Origin of the sequence: Campylobacter concisus, assembly GCF_902460675.1 — a bacterium.
GTDB lineage: Bacteria > Campylobacterota > Campylobacteria > Campylobacterales > Campylobacteraceae > Campylobacter_A > Campylobacter_A concisus_AJ.
In genome coordinates, this window is sequence record NZ_CABPUQ010000001.1 from 1,431,506 (window position 1) to 1,453,510 (window position 22,005).

Below are 22,005 nucleotides of genomic sequence, written 5' to 3' on the forward strand. Positions count from 1 at the left end.
CCAAAAGTTGCTTACATTTTTAAATTTACGCCCTTTTAATCCTTTTTTGTTACAATGCCAAGTTAAAATTTAGATAAAAAGAGTTAAAAATGCAGATCATAAGAACTATAAAAGAACTTGAGGAATTTGTCTCAAACGCAAGCGGTAAGATCGGTTTTGTCCCAACAATGGGCGCACTTCATGACGGACACGTTAGCCTTATAAAAAAATGTGTGAGCGAAAATGAGATAAGCATCGTCTCAACTTTTGTAAATCCAACTCAATTTCTACCAGGCGAAGACCTAGAAAAATACCCAAGAAAAGAGCAAAGCGACATCCAAATTTGCGAGCAAAACGGCGTTAGCGCTATCTTCATCCCAAACGAAAAAGAGCTTTACTTTGAAGATGAGCCTCTCATCGTCGCTCCAAAGAAGCTTTCGACCATTTTAGAGGGCAAAACTAGGCCAGGACACTTTGACGGCGTCTTAAGAGTGCTAAATAAGCTATTTCGTCTAACTCGTGCAAATAGCGTCTATATGGGCAAAAAAGACACCCAGCAGCTCATCATCGTGCAAAACATGATAAAGACATTTTTCCTAAACATCGAGCTAGTTGCCTGCGATATCGTTAGAGAGCCAGACGGCCTAGCACTTTCAAGCAGAAACGTCTATATCTGCGACGAAGATAAATGCAACGCGCTAAGACTTTCAAGATCACTAAATAAAGCACAAAATTTGATCCAAAACGGCGAAGAGGACGCGAGCGAGGTCAAGGCAAAGATGCTTGAGGTGCTTGAGCCACTAAAGGTTGATTACGTCGCGGTTACGGATAGAAATTTAAATGAAATTTCAAAGGTAGAAAAAGGCAACACCATCATCTTAGTAGCCGCCTATGTTGGCAAAACTAGGCTAATAGACAACATCTGGATCTAAAAATGCCAAAACTTCATCTTATCTCGCTTGGTTGTAATAAAAATTTAGTTGATTCTGAGATCATGCTAGGACGCTTGCAAAACTACGATATCACGGACGATATCAGCGACGCCGACGTCATCATCGTAAATACCTGCGGCTTTATCAAATCCGCCAAAGAAGAGAGCATCCAAACCATACTTGAGATGCACGAAGCTCGTAAAAATGGCTCTTTGCTGGTAGTTACTGGCTGTCTTATGCAGCGCTACAAAGATGAGCTTATAAAAGAGCTACCTGAAGTCGATCTCTTTACCGGCGTGGCGGATTATGACAAGATCGACGAGATCATCTTGAAAAAGCAAAATTTATTTAGTCCAGAAACCTACTTGCAGGCAAACGAAGAGCGCGTGATAACTGGCTCAAACTACCACGCCTACATCAAAATTTCAGAGGGCTGTAACCAAAAATGCAGCTTTTGCGCGATACCGACATTTAAGGGCAAGCTAAAATCACGCTCGCTTGAAAACATCGTAAATGAGGTCAAAAATCTAGTCAAAAAAGGCTACTACGACTTTAGCTTTTTGTCCCAAGACTCAAGCTCATATATGCGCGATCATGGCGTTAGCGACGGGCTAATAAATTTAATAGACGAGATAGAAAAGATAGAGGGCGTAAGAAGCGCTAGGATACTTTACCTCTACCCAAGCACGACCAGCAAGGAACTCATTTCGCGCATCATCGCTTCGCCTATCTTTCACAACTACTTTGACATGCCTATCCAGCACATTAGCGAAAATATGCTAAAGATAATGAAGCGTGGAAGTGGCGCTAAAAAGATAAAAGAGCTTTTAAATTTGATGAGAAATGCCGAAAATTCATTCTTACGAACTGGCGTCATCGTGGGACATCCGGGCGAGAGCGAGGAGGATTTTGAGGAGCTTTGCGAGTTTTTAGAAGAGTTTAAATTTGATAGAATTTCAGCCTTTGCCTACTCAAAAGAAGAAGACACAGCCTCTTTTGAAATGGAGCAAATCCCAGCTAAAATCATCTCAAAAAGGCTAAGCAAGATAGAAAAGATCACTAAAAAAGCGATAAATGAGAGCTTACAAAAAGAGCTTGGCAGGCAAATTTATGCTTCTCTTGAGGGTGAAAGCAGCGAGGGCGAGATGTTTTACGCAGCCAAAAAAGATATCTGGGACAAAGATATAGACGGCGAAATTTTGATCAATGAAAGCGACGTAAAAGAGCTTGAGATCGGCTCGCTCTATCTTTGCGAGGTCAGCGATGTGGTTGATCAAAAACTAGTCGCCACCATCATTAAAAAAACAAAATGATAAGCCAAAATGTGCTTGATAGGCTAAGCTTGGGCGCAAACCTGCTTGCCTTCTCGCACGGCATCGATAGCACTGCACTTTTTTACATTTTACAAGAGACTGGGGTTAAATTTGATCTAGCCATAGTCGATCACAACGCCAGAGAGCAGAGCAAATTTGAAGTTGAAAGCGCCAAAGAGCTTGCCAGTAAATTTGGCAAAGAAATCTACATAAAAAGCGTAAATTTGGGTAAGTCAAATTTTGAAAAAAACGCGCGCGAGGCAAGGTATGAGTTTTTTGGTGAAATTTGCCAAAAATATGGCTATGAAAATTTGATCTTGGCACATCAATTTGACGATAAATTTGAGTGGTTTTTGATGCAGCTTGGCAAGGGCGCCGGACTAAAAGAGCTCTTTGGCATGAGCGAGCTTGAGAAGAGAGAGCACTTTTGGCTGGTTAGACCGCTTTTAAATTTACGCAAAAAAGAGCTTCAAAACTACCTTGACGAGCGAGGTTTGCGCTACTTTGTCGATGAGACAAATTTAGAAGGCAAGCTTAAAAGAAGCTTTGTGAGGCTAAATTTTAGTGAGCCATTTTTGGACGAGTACTTTAGCGGCGTGAAGAAAAGCTTTGAGTTTTTGGAGGCTGATAGACAAATTTTGCTGCCAAATATCACAAAGATAGATGATGAAATTTTCATTATAAAAAATGATAGCAACGTGGTGCGAGGCGTCGATATGGCGGCAAAAGAGCTAAATGTGCTTTTAAGCAAGTCTCAAAAAGATGAGCTAAGCACAAATTTAGCAAAGCAAACAAGCGTAGTGCTAAGCGGCAAGATCGCCGTTGGCTACGCTGATGAATTTGTTTTGGTGACGCCATTTTGCAAAGCCGTAATGCCAAAAGAATTCAAAGAAAGAGCTAGAATTTTAAAGCTCCCAGCGATAAATAGAGGCTACTTATTTACAAGCGGCGTTCAAATTGAAAACCTTTCTAAATTTTTTTAGCAAATAGAGTTTTTTAGTCTGTAAATTTTGATCTACCAAAGGCTAATTTAAAACTAAATTTTGCTCCAACTCTTAAGCAAGCACTCAAGAACAAATAGAGCAAAACTACAAATTTGGTTTTAGCTATTTTTGCTTTGTCATAGCTGCTTTTGAAGTTAAATTTGAAGTGGCAAAAACTAGAAATTTAAAGTCAAATTTATAGCTCTATCTTAGCAAAATGCGGCACTAAAGCTGTAAATTTGATCTATCAAAAGCCAAATCTAAATCATAAACGAATAAAATTTAATTTTATTTAAGCCACAGCCAAAGAGTCATCTGTGGTATAAATTTCCAAACAATAAAACTCTAAATTTTATCTACAAATCTTTATTGCTAACCAACTAAAATTTAAAATTTATAACGATCTTACGGCGTTAAATCTTAAATTAAATTTGATCACATTGCCTACAAGCCATTAAACAAAATTATAAAAGTTTAAATTTGATATACGAAACTAAATTTTATAAACGAGATAGTGATTTTTTGCAGCTTATTAAATTTAGCTAGTCTGCGGTGCTAAATTTAAGAAACGTGCAAAAGTATAATTTATCAAAGCTTACAGCAAAAAAGCTAGCCCATAAAACAAATTTAAACAAGCTATCAGCTTAAATTTACCTCATCAAAGCCATTTGCATAAAATAATGCGTAAAATTTTATTACGCACTAGGCGAGGATTTTTTCTATCAGCTCTCTTTTTAGCACAAAGTCATAGCCAAAAGCATCCACCACGACGCCAGCGTAACTACTCTCTTTTAGCATCGCAAGATACTCTTTTAGCCCTATTTCGATGCTCTCTTGCTCGCTGTCGTTTCGCCAAAGCTTCATCGCCTCTTTGCTAGTAAATGCCGGAAAATAGCTAATCTTCTCGCCCTCATCTTCAAGGAGGATAAATTTGATATTTGAGCCCTCTTCTTCATAAACTACGCCACCATCAGGCTTTGCAAGCGCTTGGTTTAAAAGCACCGGAGCAAAAAATGTGGCCTTTTTCAAAGCCGATATTAAATTTATCTCATTTTTCTGGCAAGGATCATTTAAAAATTTATCCATCGCTTCTTGCATTTTAGCCCCTAAAAGCCTCATCTACGGCCTGACAGATCGTGTGTATAAAAAAGATGTGCGACTCTTGAATTCTTGCTGTATCGCTTGAGCTAACGACTAAATTTAGATCACATCCTTCATTCATAGCACCACCGCCTTTGCCGCTAAGTCCAAGCACCAATGCGCCCATTTTCTTGGCACTTTTTATCGCCTCAAGGACATTTTTGCTGTTGCCGCTTGTTGAGATAGCAACGAGCAAGTCGCCCTCCTGCGCTAAAGCCTCAAACTGGCGTGAAAAAACATAGTCAAAACCGTAGTCGTTGCCAATGGCCGTAAGAGCCGAAGTATCGGTGGTTAGCGCAATACCTGGTAGTGGCTGGCGCTCGCTTTTATATCTGCCAGTTAGCTCGGCTGCAAAGTGCTGTGCGTCCGCCGCAGAGCCGCCGTTGCCACATATCAGCACCTTTTTGCCATTTTTTAGCGTATCGGCCACCATCTGACAAGCGCGCTCCAAGCTACCCAGCAAATTTACATGCTCGCTAAAGGTCTTTTGGTGAGCCTCAAGCTCATTTTTTATCATCATTTTTAGCATCTTTTATCCTTTTTATTATCCCTGTTGTGCTTTTGCCCTCGACAAAGTCGATCAGCCTGACCTCTTTTACGATATCGCTGCCAACGACCTCTTTGCCCTTATAATCAGCCCCCTTTACAAGCACGTCTGGCTTTATTTTGGTGATCAAATTTAAAGGCGTATCCTCATCAAATATCACGACATAATCGACAAATCCAAGCCCGCTTAGCACGCAGGCTCTATCATCTTGCGAATTTATAGGACGCTCATCGCCTTTTAGTCTCTTAACTGAAGCGTCAGAATTTAGCCCGACAACCAAAAGATCGCCAAGCTCCCTTGCGCGCGCTAGGTATTTTACGTGTCCAGCGTGCAAGATATCAAAGCAGCCATTTGTGAAAACGACCTTTTTCTTGCCCTTTTGGCTCAAAATTTCTTCTAACTCCTCGACGCTTTTTAGCTTGTGCTCGAAATTTGCCCCAAATGAGCTATTTAGAAGCTGCTCGATCTCGCTAAAGCTAGCCGTTGCGCTACCGATCTTTGCCACGACGACGGCTGCTGCGAGATTTGCTATCTTTATCGCCTCTTTTATATCAGCTCCGTTTGCTAGCATGTAGCCAAGTGTAGCAAGCACCGTATCTCCAGCGCCAGTGACGTCAAAGACCTCTTTTGCCTTAGCAGCAAAGATGTGTAGCCTGTCATCATATAGCGCGATGCCCTCTTCTGAGATCGTGATGATCGAATAGGTCAAATTTAGCTCGTCTTTTAGCTGTTTTATCGCCTTTTCAAGCTCGGCCTTGTCTTTTATCTTTAAATTTGTAGCCTCGCTCGCCTCTTTTTTATTTGGTGTTAGAAGGGTTGCGTTTTTGTATTTTGAGTAGTCGCTGCCTTTTGGATCTATGAGCACTGGGATATTTAGCCTCACGCACTCATTTATGATCTCTTGGCAGACCTTTTCGCTAAGCACGCCTTTGCCATAGTCACTTAGCAAGACGGCCTTAAAATTTGCAAGGTTTTCTTTGATCTTTAAGACAAGCTCATCTTCTAAATTTATCTTGACAACGCTCTCTTTATCGATCCTGACAACTTGCTGATGAGATGCCATGATACGGCTTTTTATCGAGCTTTCACGCCCTTTTTCAGTAAGGATCAGCTCATCTTTTACATTTAGCTCAGCAAGCTTCTCTTTTATCTTTTTGCCAGCCTCATCATCTCCTAAGACGCTAGCCACGCTCACATTTGCGCCAAGAGAGAGTAAATTTCTCACCACATTGCCAGCGCCACCAAGCGTGTAGGTTTCGTTATTTATCTTTACGACTTGCACTGGCGCTTCAGGCGAGATGCGATCACAACTACCCCAGATGTAGTGGTCCAGCATGAGGTCGCCGACGACTAAAATTTTAACTCTCTTAGCCATTTAGCTCTTCCTTGTAAATTCTCTTTATCTCTGGCAAGTAGTCTTTTATCGCCTCTTCCAAGCTCCAAGTAGCGCTAAAGCCAAATGCCTCGCGAGCTGGGGCCACGTCAGCCTCTGTGTGAAACTGATATGAGCCGATAAATGGGTTTTTGATATATTCGTTACCTAAATTTACGCCGATCTCGCGTTGTAAGATATCAGCGATATCTTGAAAGCTTCTTGCCTTGCCAGTAGCTGCGTTATAGACGCCACTTGGTGCGTCAAGTGCTTTTATGTTTGCCTCAATAATATCTTTTATATAGACAAAGTCACGCTTGATCTGGTCGCTACCCTCAAAGAGCCTTGGGGTCTTGCCAGCTAAAATTTGCAGTCCAAACTGCAGCACCATCGAGGCGGTCTTGTTTTTGAAAAACTCGCCTTTGCCAAAGACGTTAAAATACCTAAGTCCAACCACGCTCACACCGCGCTTTGCGTAAATTTTATTGATATTATCCATGCTTAGCTTGCTAAAGCCATAGACATTATTTGGTGCTTCGCACTCGCCAACTGTTTGTGGGCTCTTTGCGTTGCCATAAGTCGCACCTGAGCTAGCGTAGATCATCTTTGCGCCCAAACTCTCGCAGATATCAAGCAAATTTACAAAGGCATTTACATTTATTTTTATAAGCTCGTCTTGCTCTTTTACGGTCGTGTCTGAGATCGCTGCCTCGTGATAGATGACGTCTGGGCGAAAGCTTTTTATCTTTTCAAGCGTGCTGCGATCGTTGATGTCGCCAGCGTAAATTTCACCCTTAAAGCCAAGTAAATTTTTAAAATGTCCAAAGCTTTTTAGGTTGCCGTTGCTAAATGTCTCGTCGTTTCTAAATTTATCCACGACAAGCACGTGAGCGTCTTTATAGTTTTCATCAAAATAATGCGCCAAAGCTGAGCCGATAAAGCCAGCGCCGCCAGTTATAACTATCTTTTTTCCGTTTAAATTCATAGTGATTTTTCCTTTTTTAGCTTATTTAAAACATCTCTTACATCTTTAAAATTTATCCCATCAAGCAAGAAATTTTTGCCCACACCTGCTCTTTTGCCAGCCTCAACGTCGCTTGGCTTATCGCCTATCATGATCGAGTTTTCAAGGTCTATATCAAACTCTTTGCAAGCATCAAGTATCATTTTTGGATTTGGCTTTCTGCAGGTGCATTTTTGCTCTGGAGCGTGCGGACAAAAATAGACTTTTGTGATAAAAATTTGCTCTTTTTTAAAGCTTTCTAGCATAAATTTGTTTAGAGCGTCAAACTGCTCCTGCGTGTAGTAGCCCCTGCCGATGCCTGATTGATTTGTCACGACAAAGAGCTTGTAGCCAGCCTCAGCAAATTCCCTCAACGCATCAAAAATGCCATCAATAAATTTAAAGTCTTTGATCTCGCAAACGTATCCAGCGTCCTCATTTATGACGCCATCTCGGTCTAAAAAAAGTGCTTTGTTGGCTGTTTCTTTTATCATTTGGTGATTATAGCCAAAATATTTTAACCCACCCCTTGCAAATTTACATTTTTGTATTATAATGCCAGCACGTTTTTTAAAAAAGGATGACAAATGAAAAAACTACTAATCGTTTCAAGTGTTGCAGCACTACTTTCAACTGCTGCTTTCGCTGCAGATGGCGCTACTATCTATAAAAAATGCGTTGCCTGTCATGGCGCTAAAGCTGAAAAAGTTTTCAATAACAAAGTTCCAGCTTTAACATCACTTGATGCAGCAGCTATCGAAGCAGCTCTAAAAGGCTACAAAACAGGAGCAAATAAATTTGGTCTTGGTGCTATGATGAAACCTATCGCTACTCCAATGAGCGATGAAGATGCAAAAGCAGTAGCTGAATACATCCAAACTTTAAAATAATCACAGGGGCGCTCGCCCCTTTTTCTATAAATTTAAACTCACACAAAATTTAAAAAGCTCTTTTGGCAGATAGTCATCGATGTTGTTGATTGTATTGTTGTCTATTTCTATTAAATTTAGATTGTATTTTTTATAAAGCTCTATCTTTTGCTCTTTTCTTTTTATATACGCTTCGTCATCTTCCAAGCCCCAAAACTCAACATAGACCTTACCTTTTGGTATGTAAAAATCACAATATATGTCCTCTTTTATCGGCACTCTTTTTTCATAAGCGTAGGCTATACCCTCAGCAAAAAGCCAGTTTGCGATGACTAGCTCTGCCCTGCTTCTTACGTAGTGGCCGTCGTTAGTTCGGTATTCAGCCTTAAATTTCTCTCTAAAATCTTCTTTTTGCTCTTCTTTGGCCGTTTTTGCGGTATTTTTCATTATCTCATCTACGAAATTTTCGTTATAAACTATCCTCTCATTCCACCTAACGCTAGCCCTACCCATGTAGTAGTTTTGCATGCCACCATAGTATTTGCCAACATCTGTCACGTTGTAGCCGTTGTCACATTTTTTTATAAAGCCCAAATTTATCAAAGCCAAATTTACATCTTTTGCCTTTTTGTCAAATTTCTTCGCTATCTCTTTTGCGCTAAATGTATCAGCTATATTTCTTTGATTAAATTTCACATAAGTTTTTTGGCGCAGTTTTCGTCTTATAAATTTTGTTATCAAATTTACTAAAATGACAAATATTATAATAGGTAACGCAAAGCTAAAAAATGCTGGCAGCATAGTGGATAGTAAATTTGCCGTATCAAAAATTTGCATTTTTATGGTGTGGCAAGAGTAAATTTAAATTTTAAATGATAAATTCTGGCTCAAATTTTGTCCCATTTACCCTGACAACCCTTGCTGGTATGCCAACGACGGTTGCGTTTGCTGGGACGTTTTTTAGCACGACTGAGTTTGCGCCGATCTTGGCATTTTCGCCGATCGTTATAGCCCCAAGTATCTTTGAGCCAGCAGCGATAGTCACGCCATTTTTAACGGTTGGATGGCGCTTGCCACACTCTTTTCCAGTGCCACCAAGTGTCACTTGATGATACATCATCACATCATCACCGACCTCAGCCGTCTCGCCGATAACCACACCCATGCCGTGATCTATGAAAAATCTCCTACCGATCTTGGCCCCTGGGTGGATCTCGATGCCTGTTAGAAATCTTGCTATTTGCGAGATGAGTCTAGCTAGAAAAAACCACTTTTTCTCATATAAAAAATGTGAAATTTTATGAAACAAAACCGCATGAATGCCTGGCGTGTTTATAAGTATCGCCAAAAAGCAACAACTATGCACCGATGGGTCTTTTTCACGGACGGTTTGAACTAGCTCTTTTAGACTCTCCCACATATTTTTACGCTCCGTAAAGCTCTGTACTTAGGTATCTCTCGCCGTTATCTGGAGCTATGAAAAGCACTTTTTTGCCAGCGCCAAGTCTTTTAGCCACTCTTTTTGCAGCCACGTAAGAAGCGCCGCCGCTTATGCCTATCATCAAACCATCGCTCTTTGCGATCGCTCTAGCTGCGTTTAGTGCGTCATCGTTGCTTACTTTTTCTACTTCGCTCACTAGGCTCATATCCATTGTATTTGGTAAAAATCCAGCTCCGATACCTTGAATTTTATGTGGTCCTGGGTTGCCGCCACTTAAAACCGGTGATGCCTCAGGCTCTACTGCGATGATCTTAGTGTCATAGCCTTTTTCTTTTAGAACCTTTGCCACGCCGCTTATCGTGCCACCTGTGCCAACGCCTGCTACAAAGGCATCAAGCTTGTTAAAATCAGCCACAATCTCAGCAGCTGTTGTTAGCTCGTGAGCTTGTGGGTTGTACTTGTTTTCAAACTGGCTTAGCATTACGTGATTTGGCTGAGAAGCTAGCTCAGTAGCTTTTGCGATCGCTGCTTTCATACCGCCAGCTGCAGGAGTTAGCTCAAGATGAGCGCCATAAGCTGCAACGATCTTGCGTCTTTCGATACTCATGCTCTCAGGCATACAAAGGATCACTTTAAAGCCAAGTGCAGCACCGCACATAGCTACCCCGATACCTGTATTGCCGCTTGTTGGCTCAACGATAGTATCGCCATGTTTTAGCGTGCCATCAGCTAGCATTTTAGTGATCATATTAAACGCGATCCTATCTTTTACAGAGCCGCCTGGGTTAAAAAACTCTAATTTTACGTAAATTTCAGCCTCGTTGGCACCTGTTTTAACCTTTACGATAGGTGTATTACCGATCGTTTTTACGATGTTATCGTAGATCATCACTTCTCCTAAAATAAATTTCTTGTAAATTTAGCATAGAATTTAAAATAAAACATAAAAAGTCCTAATTTGCGCTAAATTTAAAATAAAAATTTAGTTTTTAATGCTATCAAGCACCTCTTGTCCGTTTTGGCTTAAAATTTTGCCTTTGAAATTCTCTTTGCAAAACTCTAAAATAAGTGCATGATAGAGTTTTAAAACCTCACTCTCGTCAAATCTCTCGCTATCAAGAAATTTGTAAATTTCATCATAATCAAGCGAGCTAAACCACTCAGCCGCCTCGTCGTAACTCTCAAAAATGTAGTCAAAATATGCCATTATCCTAAGTGCATAAGCATCAACAACCATGTAAGGCTTACCGCAAGCATAAGCAAGTATCGCGTCGCAAGTCTCTGCACCAACGCCCTTTACACTTATAAGCCACTCGCGGCTTGCGTTTTCTTTGAAATTTTCAAAGCTCTCAAATTCATTTTTTATAGCTAGGCAAAGCGTTTTTAGCCGTTTTGCCTTTGTGTTGTAAAAACCACTTGGCTTTATGAGCGTAGCAAGCTCGCTGTTTTCAAGCGCGCAAATGCCTTGCAGGCTATCTTTGCTCGCTTTTTTTAGATTAGTTAGTGCTTTTTCTACGTTTTTCCAGTTGGTATTTTGCACCAAAATAGCTCCTAAAATAACCTCAAAAGTGCCCTCACCCGGCCATTTTAGCTCATCTAAATTTCTACTTTTGTGATTTAGCAGAGCTAAAAATAGATCAGTTGATCTCATTTTAAATTTTCTTTAAATGTTAGATAAAACTGCTTTGCTGTCCTGCCACTTCTGCTGGCTCTTAGGGTGGCGAAATTTTTAGCAAGCGTGTGAAGCTCATCTTTGTCGCCAGTGTAGTCTTTAAAGTAAAAATCAACCATTTTTAGATACTCGTCGTAGTTGCCTTGATAAAAGCTGATCCAAAGACCAAAGCGGTCTGAGAGAGAAATTTTCTCCTGAGCTGCGTCACTGTAGTGAATTTCTCCGTCTATTAGCTCTGAGTTTTCATTTTCACTCTTAAACTCGCTTATTAGGTGGCGGCGGTTTGATGTGGCGTATAAAAGGACGTTTTTAGGCGGCTTTTGGATAGAGCCGTCCATGATAGGCTTTAGAAATTTATACTCATTGCTACCATTTTCAAAGCTTAGATCGTCGCAGAAAATGATAAATTTAAACTCGCTCTTTCTGATCTCATCGATGATGTCGCCAAGGTATTTTAGATCCTCGCAGCCGATCTCAATGATGCGAAGTCCCTCTTTATAAAATTTAGTAAAAACAGCCCTTACAAGGCTTGACTTGCCACATCCTCTCTCGCCCCAAAGAAGTACGTGATTTGCCTCGTCGCCAGCTATAAAATTTCTAGTATTTTTTAGCAAAATTTCTTTTTGTTTCTCTAGTCCATAAAGTGAGTCAATATCGACAAAATCGATATCCTCAACCGGCTTTAGCATCCCTTTTGTGCTCTTATAAATCGCTGCGTACTTCATACCCCAATCTATCATTTCTTATCCTTTCTTAGATAGACCAAAATTTCAGCCAAAACATCGTCGTCGTCCTTGTTATGTGACTTTAGCCTGATCTTCTCGTCATCATTTTTTGTTATTAGTATATTTTGCTCGCTGTTTGAGATAGTCTTTATACCAGCTTTTAGGGCCAAAATTTTGATGATGATAAGGTCTAAAAACTGCTTTGTAAATGTATCTATCTTGCCAAATCTATCCTCAAGCTCGCTTTGTATCTCATAGACTTCACTCACCTCTTTGCACTTGCTAAGGCGTCTATAAATTTCAAGCCTGAGCCTATCTTCTCTTATAAATTCTTGATTTAAAAAGGCACTCACACTAAGTTTTAGATCGATCTTATCAAGCTTTGCGGAGTCTTGATTAAGAAGCTTGTTTATCTCATCTTCTAGCATTTTTAGATATAGTGAGTAGCCGATAGCCTCGATGTGACCGCTTTGCGCCTCGCCGATGATGTTACCCCCACCCCTTATCTCAAGGTCGTGATAGGCTAGCACCGAGCCAGCGCCCAAAAATGAGTTGCCCTCAAGGGCGACAAGGCGTTTTAGCGCGTCCTTGCTAATGGCGTTTTTATCCTCCACCAAAAAGTAACAGTAGGCCTGCTTGTCGCTTCTGCCCACGCGTCCGCGGAGCTGATGCAGGTCAGCCATGCCAAATTTATTGGCATTTTCTACGATTATGGTGTTTGCATTTGGCAAATGGATGCCGCTTTCAACGATGCTGGTGCAAAGTAGCAAGTCATACTCGCCCCGCTCAAATTTCATCATCTCATCTTCAGTGACTTTCGCATTTATCTTTGAGTGAAGTATCAAAATTCTAAGCTTTGGCAAAATTTTTCTTAGATCATTTGCTGTCTGCTCGATGTCTGCGATGTGATTGTGGATGTAAAAGGTCTGACCGCCGCGTCTTAGCTCACGCATGATAGCCTCTTTGACAACCTTTTCGTCCCACTCTCTCACGCTTGTTCTCACATCCAGCCTCGAGCTTGGCGGAGTGGCTAAAATGCTATATGTTTTTATCTTGCTAAGCGCCATATTTAGGCTTCTTGGTATCGGCGTGGCGCTCATGCTTAAGATGTGTGAATGCTGAGAAATTTCTTTTAATTGCTCTTTTTGTTTAACGCCAAATTTATGCTCTTCATCAACCACTATAAGCCCTAAATTTTCAGCCTTTACACCAAGAAGCGCATGCGTACCCACGCAAACTATGGGCTCATTTTCTTTTAGCGCTTTTTGTAAGCTTGCCTTTTCTTTAGCACTTGAGAAGCGATCCAGCCTAAAGACCTTTATGCCAAATTTGCTAAATCTTTGGCTTAGCGTCTTGTAGTGCTGCGAGCTAAGTAGTGTTGTTGGCACGAAGAAAAATGCACTAAAGTCTGATTTTATGCAGGTAAATATGGCATTCATCGCAACTTCGGTCTTACCAAAGCCAACATCCCCGCTAAGCAGCCTATCCATCACCTTGCCGCTTTTTAGCTCATCTTTTATATCATTTACCGCTTTTTGCTGATCACTCGTGTATGAAAAACCAGCGTCCTGGACGAAATTTAGATAAGAGATATCCTCTTTTTGTAAAATTTTGCCTGCGATTAGCTCCCTTTTTGCTGCCATCGCCACGATCTTTGAGGCGATCGCAAAGAGTTTTTCTCTAACCTTCTCTTTTATCTTGGCAAAATTTGCCTTGCCTAAGCGGTCCAGCACCGCCATAGAGCCATTTTGTGCGATGTAGCGATCGATTAGATTTAGATGCTCTACTGGCAAAAGAAGCTTGTCGTCATTTTGATAAGCAATGACCACAAATTCTTTCGTCGCACCCAAAACTTTGATCTTTTCAAGCCCCAAAAAACGGCCTATGCCATACTCTTCATGCACGACATAGTCATTTACTTTTAGCTCATCCACCACGAGGCTTGAGCGTTTAACTCGCCTTTTTTTCTCAAATTTATTTAGTGAAACGACTATCTTGTCGCTTGAAGTTATATTTACTACAAGGGGCGAAATTTCAAGCTTTACGTTGGCAAAGCCATCAAGCTCATAGCCCTTAAAAAGTCCCTCATTTCTTGAAAGAACGGTTATGCTTTTGCTCTTATTTAGCTCAAAAAAGTCAAAATTTAAAGTAACTTCTAGGTCCTTATAAACCTTTGGCTCAGGCAAAATTTCAATGCCCTTAAATTTCTCCTCAGCCGCATCATAAATTTCAAAATCGATCTTCTTAACCAGCTTTGAGTCAAATTCTTTTAAGTAGTCGCTAAAGCTATCTATCGCCCAAAATCCAAGAGAATTTAGATCGCTCACCAAGGCGTCGCTTTGCATATCCTCGATCTTTTGGCTAACTTTTTCAAACTCATCTTTGCTAAGATTTGCGATAAATGGCACGATCTCGGCTTCGCTTAGCTCATTTTTGTTGCTAATTTGCGTGGCGGTGTTGTAGTTTCTAATGCTCTCCACCTCATCGCCAAAGAGCAAAATCCTAACAGGATCATCCATATTTACGCCGTAAATGTCAATCACTTCGCCACGTATGCTAAACTCGCCAACGCTCTCAACGATATCGACGCACTCGTAGCCAAAGCGTATGAGCAAGTCGGCAAATTCGTTTAAATTTAGATTATCTTTTAGCTTGATCGTTGAGCTTTCTAGGTTTTTTTGCGTTGGGAGTGGGTTTAAAAGCGTGCTAAATGGGCTTATGATGATCTTTTTGCCATCAAATTTATAGTATTTGCTAAGGACTGATGAAATTTCAAAAAGCTCTTCGTTAAAGCTTCTTAGATCATCGCCCTTTTTAGCTCTAAAATCAGGTAGTTTAAAGGCGCTAAAGCCGGCAAAACTGGCCGCATCAGCGCAGAGCGCCGCCTCTTTATCATCTTCGCAGATGAGAATTTGTGGGGCGTGCGTTAAAAGATACTCATAGACCTTTGCTTGCATAGTACTCTTTTAAAAAGGCTTCGGCTAGGTGAAACGAGCCAAATGCTAGGTAAATTTTGCCGTTTTTTGCCTCTTTTATATCGTTCATATCGCTTGGCTCAAACTCTCTATGCGAAATTTCAAGCTCATTTAGTGCTTTGTTTATGAGCTCTCCGCCAAGCTCCCTGCCCTCGCAGTGGTAGTGATAAAGCAGCACGCCATCAATGACTGGCTTTAGAGCTGCCAAAACTGCCTTGAAATCTTTATCTAAAAATGAGTTATAAATTAGCGTTAGTTTTTTGCCGCTAAACTCTTCTTGGCTAAATTTCTTAGCCACAGCCTTTGCGCCAAGCTCGTTGTGACCGACATCAACGTATAAATTTAAATCGATCTTTTCACATCTACCACGAAGCGATAAAGCGCCAAGCTTTTTGATATCTATGCTGCTATCTAAAATTTTAGCCGCGGCGTAGGCTAGAGTTAAATTTGAGCGCAAAAACTCTGGTAGGTTAAATTTATCTGCATAGTTTGCGATCTCGTTTAAATTTTCTTTGGTTAAAATTTCTCTTGGAAAACTTAAAGTAGCACCTTTTTCGCTTGCGATCTCTTTTGCGATAGCGATACTTGCCTCGTTCATATCGTTACTCAAAACCGCTCTTGCGCCCATGGCTTCAAATTTGGTGCGTGAAATTTCTTCTATGCTATTTCCCAGTATCGCCGTGTGATCAAAGCCGATCGGAGTAAAGATGCTTAGCTCTTTTTCAAAGACATTTGTAGCATCCAGTACACCGCCCATGCCAGCCTCGCAGACAAAGTAGTCGCAACCCTCAAAAAGCACCGCAGAAAGCAGCGTCATATACTCAAAATAGCTCGTTTTTATCTTGTATTCGTCGCTTAAAAGAGCTTGTAAGCGCTCGTGAGCCACCTCTAAAATTTCATCGCTAGCGACCTCGCTATTTAGCCAAAATCGCTCGTTAAATTTAAATATATGTGGGCTTGTGTAGTGCCCTACTTTTGCCCCTTTTTGGCTTAAAATTTGTGCTAAAAAGCGGCCCGTGCTACCTTTGCCATTTGTGCCGATGATGTGGATTATCTTAAAAGGTTTTAGATGACCTTTGATCGTATCATAAGCCCTTATGATCCTGCCATAGTCGATCTCTTTGTAGTAAAGTGGCTTGCCGTCAAGAAATTTCGCTAGGCTCATTTTTCCTCGATTATCTTTGGCATGACTTGGTTTCTGCCGCCCTCTTTTGAGAGATAGAGCATCTTATCAGCGCCCTCAAGTGTCATCGTGTCACTTAAATTTGCACTTCTTGTCGCCACACCAGAGCTAATGGTAACTTTGATGCGCTCATTTTTATAGATAAATTTAAAATTTTCTATCATACTTCTTAGCTTCTCGCCAAATCTAACTCCATCTTTTAGGCTCGTGCTTGGCAGTAAAATAACAAATTCCTCGCCGCCATATCTACCGACAAAATCAACCTTTCTAGCATTTTTCTTAAGCACTTGAGCCACGGCTGAAAGGATCACATCGCCAGCTTCGTGGCCGTAGGTGTCATTTATCTTTTTAAAGAAGTCGATATCAACAAAGCAGATCGAATAGTCCGTGCCGTAGCGCTTATAGGCTTCTTCGATACGCTGAATTTCACTCATCAAAGCTCTTTTTGTGGCCACTTTTGTTAAAAAGTCCTCTTTGCTCTCAAGCTTAGCAGCTTCAAGCTCTTTTTCTAGGCTTGTGACCCTGTTTTGAAGCTCAGAAATAGTCGCTTGCTTGCTGTTCATCTCAAGGCCAAGCTCCTTACTCTCGATCTCCAAAGCACTAGCGATCTCAATGAGCATGTTTTTTACATGATCTATGCTATTTTCATTTAAATTTACCTTTTTAAGGTCGTTTTTGATGCTTTGCGCCTTAGCCGAGCTACTTTTTGAGCTAGCTGCGATGTCAGAAATTCTATCGCCTATGTTTTGCAAGATGTTATTTATCGAGCCCACTTTTTCGATGATCTCGCTTCTATCCTCTTCGATCCTGCGATCGACAAAGGTTTTTATCTTCTCTTGAAATTCTTTACTATTTAGACTTTGTGGATTTTGTTTTAAAACGCTTCTAATGATGCTAAGCTCTTCGCCAAGCTCTTTTGTGATAGAAGGCTCAAGGGCAAAATTTAAAAGCTCAACTAAAGCGTTTTCTTCGCCGCTCTCATTTTTTTGAGAGAGAAATTTCTCAAGCTCAGCGCTCATAGTCTTTAGATCGTCAAAGTCTCTCACACCATAATATTTCAAAAAGTCCAAAAATTCAGTGTCGTAAGAGCTTACAAAGTCAAACCATTTAAGGCACATCTCTTCAAGATTTTTCTCATCATATCTTCTAGCAAGTAGCTGCATGCCCTGTTCCGCTAGAGCTTTTGCGTCTTTGTTATGAAGCATAGAGATGGCTTGAAGGATTCTTCTTGCAAAGGCGTTTAGTGACTTTAACTTTTTATCATCGACCACTTGGGTTGCGCCATTTTTAGCACCATGAGAGAGCCTAGCGGTCATAAAAGCTACAAACTCATCAACCGTTTTTATATGAAGACTTATAGCTTGCGCCTTGTAGTCATCAGCGAGCCTTGAGATATATTTTTCTATCTTTTTGCTCTCTTCGGTTGTAAAGCCATATTTTTTAGAAATTTCATTATAAACTTCGGTGTAATTTTCTGGCGTTAGCATCAAATGGCGATCTTTTATCTCGCTTAAGGCTTCCTTGACTATTTGACTAACGGTTACTGCTGCCATTTTTATATCCTTTTACAGCTAAATTTGCGATGTACTCATCAAACGCCTCTTTTGAGGCCTCTTTTATAGCTTCATACTTTTGAGTATCACTAATAACACTATCTGCATATCTTACGCTCTTTTGACGTCTTGCCACACTAAAATCATACTCGCCAGTAGCAGGTATATCTATGACACGACCGTCTTTAAATTTGGTTTTATAATTTAGAGTTAAAAGAGCTTTATAAGATGTGATATAGCCATATTCATCATAGATTATCGCTTCATAGGTTAAATTTTGCACTGAGACAATTATCGAAGTATCAGCGCTATCTTTGCTTGATAGTGATTTATGCAGCCTTGCGACCATGCCCTCTTTTACTGCATCTTTTATCCAGACACTATTTTTTGGCTCTTCTTTGCTGATGATAACATCAACATAAACTCTATCTCCAACCAAATCCTGCGAGATCTTTGAAACTGGTTTATAGCCACATCCGCAGATAAATATAGCAATAAAAAACGCTAAAAAATATCTCAAAATTTATCCTTTAATGACAAAATTTACTAATTTGCCTTTTATATAAATCTCTTTTAAAATTTCTTTTCCTTCAAGCCACTTAGCTACGTTTTGCTTAGCTTGTTTTAAAATTTCACTCTCACTTTCGCTCGCTGCCACTTCAAACTCAGCCCTTTTTTTGCCATTAACTGTAACTGCAAGAGCGATGCTATCTTTTACAAAGACCTCTTCTTTTACAGCTATCTTTGTGAAATTTTTTCTGCCAAAAAGCTCTTCGCTAAGCTCATTTGCTATATGCGGCACGATAGGCTCTAGTAAATTTAAGATGATGAAAAAGCCCTCAGCATTTACGTCGTCATTATCCTGCGCATTTATAGCGTTTAGTGCCTCCATACAAGCAGCGATTAAAGTGTTAAAAGCAAATGTATCGCCAAAAACCTCAGTTGATTTTTTAAGCGCTTCATAAATTTTAAGCCTTGCAAATTTTTCATCTTTATTTAAGCTTTCGTGATCTATCTCAGGCAGCTTGTCTATCTTTTTGATAGTTTGTGCCTTCTCCCAAAGCCTATTTAAAAACCTAAATGCGCCCTCAACTGCGCTGTCGTTCCACTCAAGCTCTTTTTGAGGAGGAGCAGCAAAAAGGATAAAAAGCCTTGCCGTATCGGCGCCGTATCTATTTATGATATCATCAGGATCTACGACATTGCCCTTGCTTTTACTCATCTTTTTGCCATCTTTTAAGACCATGCCTTGAGTTAGTAAATTTTCAAACGGCTCATCATCTCTTAGATAGCCAAGGTCTCTTAAGACCTTTTGGAAAAATCTAGCGTATAAAAGGTGTAATATCGCATGCTCGATACCGCCGATGTACTGATCTACATTCATCCAATAATTCACGCTCTTTTCATCAAGTGCTTTTTGCTCCCACGTCTTCTCATCGCTTGCAAATCTAGCAAAATACCAGCTGCTCTCCACAAATGTATCCATCGTATCAGTCTCTCTGATCGCGTCTTTGCCGCATTTTGGACACTTTGTAAATTTCCAAGTTGGATGTTTATCAAGTGGGTTGCCCTCGCCTGTGATCTCGACATCTTCAGGCAGTGCGATAGGTAAATTTTCGTCTTTTTCAGGCACTACGCCGCAGCATTTGCAGTGCACGACAGGTATTGGCGCACCCCAGTATCTTTGGCGAGAGATTCCCCAGTCTCTTAGTTTGTAGTTTGTGATCCTTTTGCCAAGGCCATCTTTTTCAAATTTCTCTATTATAAAGCTTTTGGCATCCTCTGAGCTAAGGCCGTTTATAAGCTCAGAATTTATAGAAATACCATACTCCGAATATGCCTTAGAGTCGTCACTCTCACCCTCAAGCGGCTTTACGACTGGTTTTATAGGTAGATTAAATTTGCTTGCAAACTCGAAGTCTCTTTGGTCATGTGCAGGAACAGCCATGATGGCGCCACTGCCATAGTCAGCTAGGATGAAATTTGCAACCCAAACTGGGATCTTTTCATTTGTGAGTGGATGAACGACGTAAATTCCTAAAAATTCTCCGTCTTTATCGCTTGCCTGACGCTCTCTTGGGCTTTGATTAAGTATTGCTTTTATCTTTGCCTTCTTGCTTTCATCAAATTTATCACTTTCAAGAAGCGTTTTTACGATAGGATGCTCTGGCGCAAGAGCTGTGTAGCTAACGCCATAAATCGTATCAGGTCTTGTCGTAAATACCTCAAAGCCATCAAATTTACCGCCCAAAGTCTCTTTTGAAGCCTCATCAAGGCTAAATTTAAACTCCAAGCCATAGCTTCTACCGATCCAGTTTTCTTGCATTGTGATGACTTGATTTGGCCATTTGCCCTCAAGAAGCTTTAGATCTTCAAGTAGCTCGCTAGCGTATTTTGTGATGTTGAAGTAGTATCCTGGAAGCTCTTTTTGCACAACATCATTACCGCATCTCCAGCATTTACCGTCTTCAACCTGCTCGTTTGCAAGCACAGTTTGATCGTATTCACACCAGTTTACGATGGCATTTTTTCTATAAACAAGCCCTTTTTCAAACATCTTTATAAAAAAGCTTTGCTCCCACTTTGTGTAAAGCGGGTCAGATGTGGCTAAAATTCTCTTTTTAGAGAATGAAAAGCCAAGGCTTGCAAGCTCCTTTTTCATATAGTCGATATTTTCATAAGTCCAAATTTTAGGGTGAATTTTATGTTTTATGGCTGCGTTTTCAGCTGGCATACCAAAGCTATCAAATCCGATAGGATGAAGCACGTTAAAACCACTTTTTCTATATGATCTAGCCAGAGCATCGCCGATAGAGTAGTTTCTCACATGCCCCATGTGTATGCGTCCGCTTGGATATGGAAACATACTTAGGATATATTTTTTTGGCAAGCTTAGATCGTCTTTTGGCTCAAATTCCTCATTTTTATCCCAAATTTCTTGCCACTTTTTTTCTATCTTTAAAGGCTCATATTTTCTCTTTTCAGCCATTTTTTCTCCTAAAATTCTTCTTGTGATTTGCTTGATTCTATTAGTACCAAGGCTAGTGAAAATATATTTGCAATGACTGCGCCAATAGCTAATGAATAGCTAAGCGTTGCATTTTCAGATACTTGCAAAATAACAAAAGCTGGTATAAGGTGCAAATCAGCAACCAGCGAGCTAGCAAAAAGCTCAGCTGAAAGTAAATTTTTAACACCGATCTTAAGTAAAGTTGAAACCAAATTTATACTAGCTGCCACAAAAAGGGCGATCTCATTTTTATCATATAAAAACTCCGCCGTAGTCGTAAGACTCATCAGCGCAAAAAATATGTAGATAACTTTTCCCCAGTTCATTATCCCTCCTTACACAACGCCTTTTTCAAACATAGCACGCTCTTTATCACGCTCTTTTTTGATCCTTTGCTTCTCAGCCTCTCTAGCTCTAAAATGCTCGATGCTAAATTTAAACCAGATAAGAAATGGTGATGAGATGTAGATCGAGCTGATCGTTCCTATAACGATACCAACGATAAGGATAAATGAAAATCCATGTATCATATCTCCACCAAATAAAAATAACACAACAACAGTCATCATCGTAGTGGCTGAAGTTAGGATAGTTCTTGAAAGTGTGGCTGAGACTGACTCATTGATAACGCCCTCGATATCAGTTCTCTTGCTCTCTTTGATGCCTTCTCTGATCCTGTCAAAAATGATAATCGTATCGTTTAGCGAGTAGCCAAGCACCGTTAAAACAGCAGCTAGTGTGTCTAAATTTACATCAATATCAAATAGCGAAATAGCGCCAACAGTTATGACTATATCGTGAATTTCAGTTGCGATCGCAGCTAGCGCAAATCTCCACTCAAATCTAAATGTGATATAAAGAAGCACGCCAATTAGTGAAATTCCAAGAGCCATCAAGCCCTTTTGCCTAAGCTCGTCACCAACCTTTGGACCAACGATATCAACACGTCTTACTTCAAAATTTCCAGTATCTTTTAAAATTTGCTTTATCTCAGTGCCGATGTCACCAGTTAAATTTGAGCTTGATCCAGAAAATCTAATAACAGCCTCATCTTCGCTTCCAAACTCAGTAACAGAGGCGTTTTTAAGCACTTCATTTGTGCCAAAAGCGTCGCGGATTTTATCAAGTGGCGCTTTGGTGTCGTATTTTAGCTGTATAAGCGTGCCACCAGAGAAGTCGATGCCGTAGTTTAGACCCTTTGTTGCTAGCAAAAAGATCGAACCAACAAATAAAAATATAGAAAGTGCTAATGAAGCAAATCTAAACCGCATAAAATCATAAACTTTTGCCTTAGTAAAAATTTGCATC

The 22,005-nt window shown here is 40.4% G+C and carries 21 protein-coding genes; 4 read left to right on the forward strand and 17 right to left on the reverse strand.

Annotation, left to right across the window (positions count from 1 at the left end; translation table 11 throughout):
• Positions 1-89 precede the first annotated feature (89 nt).
• Genes panC through tilS form a run of 3 tightly spaced genes read left to right on the forward strand, consistent with a single transcriptional unit; the run spans position 90 to position 3,207 of the window.
• On the forward strand, positions 90-911 hold the full coding sequence (gene panC / locus F3G88_RS06995; protein ID WP_103636962.1) for a pantoate--beta-alanine ligase: 822 nt from the start codon (positions 90-92) through the stop codon (positions 909-911).
• 2 nt (positions 912-913) lie between these two features.
• Positions 914-2,224: a 30S ribosomal protein S12 methylthiotransferase RimO gene (gene rimO, locus F3G88_RS07000; protein ID WP_149715734.1), complete on the forward strand. Its 1,311-nt coding sequence runs from the start codon at positions 914-916 to the stop codon at positions 2,222-2,224.
• Complete coding sequence (gene tilS, locus F3G88_RS07005) at positions 2,221-3,207, forward strand: tRNA lysidine(34) synthetase TilS (RefSeq protein WP_149715735.1); 987 nt, start codon at positions 2,221-2,223, stop codon at positions 3,205-3,207. Before rimO ends, tilS begins: the two co-directional genes overlap by 4 nt.
• A gap of 702 nt (positions 3,208-3,909) precedes the next feature.
• On the opposite strand, the gene F3G88_RS07010 is transcribed toward tilS, so the two are convergent.
• Genes F3G88_RS07010 through gmhB form a run of 5 tightly spaced genes read right to left on the reverse strand, consistent with a single transcriptional unit; the run spans position 3,910 to position 7,763 of the window.
• On the reverse strand, positions 3,910-4,305 hold the full coding sequence (locus tag F3G88_RS07010) for an SseB family protein (RefSeq protein WP_149715943.1): 396 nt from the start codon (positions 4,303-4,305) through the stop codon (positions 3,910-3,912).
• A 1-nt stretch (position 4,306) separates the two neighbouring features.
• The gene (gene gmhA / locus F3G88_RS07015; protein ID WP_149715736.1) at positions 4,307-4,876 is read right to left on the reverse strand and encodes a D-sedoheptulose 7-phosphate isomerase; all 570 of its coding nucleotides are present in this window, start codon (positions 4,874-4,876) and stop codon (positions 4,307-4,309) included.
• The gene (gene rfaE1 / locus F3G88_RS07020; protein ID WP_149715737.1) at positions 4,851-6,269 is read right to left on the reverse strand and encodes a D-glycero-beta-D-manno-heptose-7-phosphate kinase; all 1,419 of its coding nucleotides are present in this window, start codon (positions 6,267-6,269) and stop codon (positions 4,851-4,853) included. Before rfaE1 ends, gmhA begins: the two co-directional genes overlap by 26 nt.
• The gene (gene rfaD / locus F3G88_RS07025) at positions 6,262-7,251 is read right to left on the reverse strand and encodes an ADP-glyceromanno-heptose 6-epimerase (protein WP_149715738.1); all 990 of its coding nucleotides are present in this window, start codon (positions 7,249-7,251) and stop codon (positions 6,262-6,264) included. Before rfaD ends, rfaE1 begins: the two co-directional genes overlap by 8 nt.
• Positions 7,248-7,763, reverse strand: coding sequence for a D-glycero-beta-D-manno-heptose 1,7-bisphosphate 7-phosphatase (gene gmhB, locus F3G88_RS07030; RefSeq protein ID WP_149715739.1), 516 nt, complete (start codon positions 7,761-7,763; stop codon positions 7,248-7,250). Before gmhB ends, rfaD begins: the two co-directional genes overlap by 4 nt.
• A 93-nt stretch (positions 7,764-7,856) precedes the next feature.
• On the opposite strand from gmhB, the gene F3G88_RS07035 reads away from it, so the two are divergent.
• Positions 7,857-8,159, forward strand: a complete 303-nt coding sequence (locus F3G88_RS07035) for a c-type cytochrome (RefSeq protein ID WP_009294052.1) — start codon at positions 7,857-7,859, stop codon at positions 8,157-8,159.
• A gap of 24 nt (positions 8,160-8,183) precedes the next feature.
• On the opposite strand, the gene F3G88_RS07040 is transcribed toward F3G88_RS07035, so the two are convergent.
• The 12 genes from F3G88_RS07040 to secF all read right to left on the reverse strand — a co-directional run bounded on the left by F3G88_RS07040 (position 8,184) and on the right by secF (position 22,004).
• Positions 8,184-8,975, reverse strand: a complete 792-nt coding sequence (locus F3G88_RS07040) for a hypothetical protein (RefSeq protein WP_223228743.1) — start codon at positions 8,973-8,975, stop codon at positions 8,184-8,186.
• A 31-nt stretch (positions 8,976-9,006) separates the two neighbouring features.
• On the reverse strand, positions 9,007-9,558 hold the full coding sequence (gene epsC / locus F3G88_RS07045) for a serine O-acetyltransferase EpsC (RefSeq protein ID WP_002941946.1): 552 nt from the start codon (positions 9,556-9,558) through the stop codon (positions 9,007-9,009).
• A gap of 4 nt (positions 9,559-9,562) precedes the next feature.
• Positions 9,563-10,468, reverse strand: a complete 906-nt coding sequence (gene cysK / locus F3G88_RS07050) for a cysteine synthase A (RefSeq protein WP_149715740.1) — start codon at positions 10,466-10,468, stop codon at positions 9,563-9,565.
• Positions 10,469-10,561: 93 nt separating this feature from the next.
• Complete coding sequence (locus tag F3G88_RS07055) at positions 10,562-11,230, reverse strand: endonuclease III domain-containing protein (RefSeq protein ID WP_149715741.1); 669 nt, start codon at positions 11,228-11,230, stop codon at positions 10,562-10,564.
• Positions 11,227-11,991, reverse strand: a complete 765-nt coding sequence (locus tag F3G88_RS07060; protein ID WP_021089571.1) for an ATP-binding protein — start codon at positions 11,989-11,991, stop codon at positions 11,227-11,229. The genes F3G88_RS07055 and F3G88_RS07060 overlap by 4 nt, the downstream gene beginning before the upstream one ends.
• Positions 11,988-14,933, reverse strand: coding sequence for a transcription-repair coupling factor (mfd, locus tag F3G88_RS07065; RefSeq protein WP_149715742.1), 2,946 nt, complete (start codon positions 14,931-14,933; stop codon positions 11,988-11,990). Before mfd ends, F3G88_RS07060 begins: the two co-directional genes overlap by 4 nt.
• Entirely contained in the window at positions 14,914-16,116 is a 1,203-nt protein-coding gene (locus F3G88_RS07070; RefSeq protein WP_149715743.1) for a Mur ligase family protein, read from the reverse strand. The genes mfd and F3G88_RS07070 overlap by 20 nt, the downstream gene beginning before the upstream one ends.
• Complete coding sequence (locus F3G88_RS07075; protein WP_149715744.1) at positions 16,113-17,687, reverse strand: GGDEF domain-containing protein; 1,575 nt, start codon at positions 17,685-17,687, stop codon at positions 16,113-16,115. Before F3G88_RS07075 ends, F3G88_RS07070 begins: the two co-directional genes overlap by 4 nt.
• On the reverse strand, positions 17,668-18,207 hold the full coding sequence (gene lptE / locus F3G88_RS07080; protein WP_107856264.1) for an LPS assembly lipoprotein LptE: 540 nt from the start codon (positions 18,205-18,207) through the stop codon (positions 17,668-17,670). The genes F3G88_RS07075 and lptE overlap by 20 nt, the downstream gene beginning before the upstream one ends.
• A gap of 3 nt (positions 18,208-18,210) precedes the next feature.
• The gene (gene leuS / locus F3G88_RS07085; protein WP_148823732.1) at positions 18,211-20,676 is read right to left on the reverse strand and encodes a leucine--tRNA ligase; all 2,466 of its coding nucleotides are present in this window, start codon (positions 20,674-20,676) and stop codon (positions 18,211-18,213) included.
• An 8-nt stretch (positions 20,677-20,684) separates the two neighbouring features.
• A complete protein-coding gene (locus tag F3G88_RS07090; protein ID WP_002942000.1) occupies positions 20,685-21,023 on the reverse strand; it encodes a DUF6394 family protein in 339 nt (112 codons plus the stop codon).
• A 9-nt stretch (positions 21,024-21,032) separates the two neighbouring features.
• Entirely contained in the window at positions 21,033-22,004 is a 972-nt protein-coding gene (gene secF, locus F3G88_RS07095) for a protein translocase subunit SecF (protein WP_021092267.1), read from the reverse strand.
• Position 22,005 lies beyond the last annotated feature (1 nt).

What these genes read in the sequence shown, in the direction of transcription:
- mfd (WP_149715742.1), bottom strand. Translation starts at nt 14,933, where the DNA reads ATGCAAGCAAAGGTCTATGAGTATCTTTTAACGCACGCCCCACAAATT.
- F3G88_RS07090 (WP_002942000.1), bottom strand. Translation starts at nt 21,023, where the DNA reads ATGAACTGGGGAAAAGTTATCTACATATTTTTTGCGCTGATGAGTCTT.
- F3G88_RS07055 (WP_149715741.1), bottom strand. Translation starts at nt 11,230, where the DNA reads ATGAGATCAACTGATCTATTTTTAGCTCTGCTAAATCACAAAAGTAGA.
- gmhA (WP_149715736.1), bottom strand. Translation starts at nt 4,876, where the DNA reads ATGCTAAAAATGATGATAAAAAATGAGCTTGAGGCTCACCAAAAGACC.
- panC (WP_103636962.1), top strand. Translation starts at nt 90, where the DNA reads ATGCAGATCATAAGAACTATAAAAGAACTTGAGGAATTTGTCTCAAAC.
- leuS (WP_148823732.1), bottom strand. Translation starts at nt 20,676, where the DNA reads ATGGCTGAAAAGAGAAAATATGAGCCTTTAAAGATAGAAAAAAAGTGG.
- F3G88_RS07010 (WP_149715943.1), bottom strand. Translation starts at nt 4,305, where the DNA reads ATGCAAGAAGCGATGGATAAATTTTTAAATGATCCTTGCCAGAAAAAT.
- F3G88_RS07035 (WP_009294052.1), top strand. Translation starts at nt 7,857, where the DNA reads ATGAAAAAACTACTAATCGTTTCAAGTGTTGCAGCACTACTTTCAACT.
- F3G88_RS07075 (WP_149715744.1), bottom strand. Translation starts at nt 17,687, where the DNA reads ATGGCAGCAGTAACCGTTAGTCAAATAGTCAAGGAAGCCTTAAGCGAG.
- cysK (WP_149715740.1), bottom strand. Translation starts at nt 10,468, where the DNA reads ATGATCTACGATAACATCGTAAAAACGATCGGTAATACACCTATCGTA.
- epsC (WP_002941946.1), bottom strand. Translation starts at nt 9,558, where the DNA reads ATGTGGGAGAGTCTAAAAGAGCTAGTTCAAACCGTCCGTGAAAAAGAC.
- rfaE1 (WP_149715737.1), bottom strand. Translation starts at nt 6,269, where the DNA reads ATGGCTAAGAGAGTTAAAATTTTAGTCGTCGGCGACCTCATGCTGGAC.
- rimO (WP_149715734.1), top strand. Translation starts at nt 914, where the DNA reads ATGCCAAAACTTCATCTTATCTCGCTTGGTTGTAATAAAAATTTAGTT.
- F3G88_RS07070 (WP_149715743.1), bottom strand. Translation starts at nt 16,116, where the DNA reads ATGAGCCTAGCGAAATTTCTTGACGGCAAGCCACTTTACTACAAAGAG.
- secF (WP_021092267.1), bottom strand. Translation starts at nt 22,004, where the DNA reads ATGCAAATTTTTACTAAGGCAAAAGTTTATGATTTTATGCGGTTTAGA.
- F3G88_RS07060 (WP_021089571.1), bottom strand. Translation starts at nt 11,991, where the DNA reads ATGATAGATTGGGGTATGAAGTACGCAGCGATTTATAAGAGCACAAAA.
- gmhB (WP_149715739.1), bottom strand. Translation starts at nt 7,763, where the DNA reads ATGATAAAAGAAACAGCCAACAAAGCACTTTTTTTAGACCGAGATGGC.
- F3G88_RS07040 (WP_223228743.1), bottom strand. Translation starts at nt 8,975, where the DNA reads ATGCAAATTTTTGATACGGCAAATTTACTATCCACTATGCTGCCAGCA.
- rfaD (WP_149715738.1), bottom strand. Translation starts at nt 7,251, where the DNA reads ATGAATTTAAACGGAAAAAAGATAGTTATAACTGGCGGCGCTGGCTTT.
- tilS (WP_149715735.1), top strand. Translation starts at nt 2,221, where the DNA reads ATGATAAGCCAAAATGTGCTTGATAGGCTAAGCTTGGGCGCAAACCTG.